The organism is Oerskovia turbata (assembly GCF_000718325.1).
Classification (GTDB): Bacteria; Actinomycetota; Actinomycetes; order Actinomycetales; family Cellulomonadaceae; genus Oerskovia; species Oerskovia turbata.
In genome coordinates, this window is record NZ_JOFV01000036.1 from 1 (window position 1) to 1060 (window position 1060).

The window sequence follows — 1060 nt, forward strand, 5'->3', positions numbered from 1 at the left end:
TGTACTGACCAGGATCGTTGTTGACGTGAAGAGAGACCTCCGTGTCGAGTGGGAGCTGTCTAGGAACCCGGCTCTGACCAACGGAGGTCTCTCGTGTCCCACGCTAACGCCCGGTTGACGCCAGCGGGCAGGTTGATCATGGTTCGTCGTATCGCGACCGGGCGCCCGGTCGCGCATGTCGCGGCGGAGATGGGTGTCTCGCGCACGACGGCGTGGCGGTGGTGGCGCCGCTTCCAGGTCGAAGGTCGGGCGGGGTTGGTCGACCGGTCGAGCGTGGCGCGCTCTCATCCGCGCCGGACCCCGGCCTGTGTCGAGACCCGGGTACGGATCGCGCGGATGCTGACCCGTCGTGGCCCGCTCACGATCGCCAGGGTGGTCGGGGTCCCGGCCTCGACCGTGGGCCGGGTCCTGGCCCGTCACCACACCCCGCGCCTGGCTGAGTGCGACCCGGTCACCGGGCAAGTCATCCGCGCCACCAGACGCTCCGCGAACCGCTACGAGCACCCCTACCCCGGGTCGTTGATCCACGTGGACGTCAAGAAGCTCGGACGTATCCCGGACGGCGGTGGCTGGCGCGCGCACGGCCGCTCGGAACAGGTCCGAGGCCGCGGGATCGGCTACGACTACGTGCACGCCGCGATCGACGACCACTCCCGACTTGCCTATGTCGAGATCCACGCCGATGAGAAAGGCGCCACCGCGGCCAGGTTCCTGGCCCGCGCGGCAGCGTTCTACTCCGCCCACGGCATCAAGATCGAACGAGTGATCAGCGACAACGCGTTCGCCTACCGCAACTCCCGCGTCTTCCACCAGACCGCCGCCGACCTGGGCATCGTCCAGACCTTCATCCGCCCGCACTGCCCCTGGACCAACGGGAAGGTCGAACGCCTCAACCGCACCCTGGCCACCGAGTGGGCCTACTCCCAAATCTGGTCATCCAACGCCGACCGCGCCGCCGCCTTGCCTACCTGGCTCCAGCACTACAACCTAGAACGACCCCACCTCGGCATCGGCGGCCTACGACCCATCGACCGAGTCAACAACGCAACGAGTCAGTACA

1 protein-coding gene is annotated in these 1060 nt (G+C 67.9%); it reads left to right on the top strand.

Annotation, left to right across the window (positions count from 1 at the left end):
• Positions 1-93 precede the first annotated feature (93 nt).
• A partial coding sequence (locus tag IE95_RS0118260; RefSeq protein ID WP_030153634.1) for an IS481 family transposase occupies positions 94-1060 on the top strand: 967 nt, incomplete at its 3' end.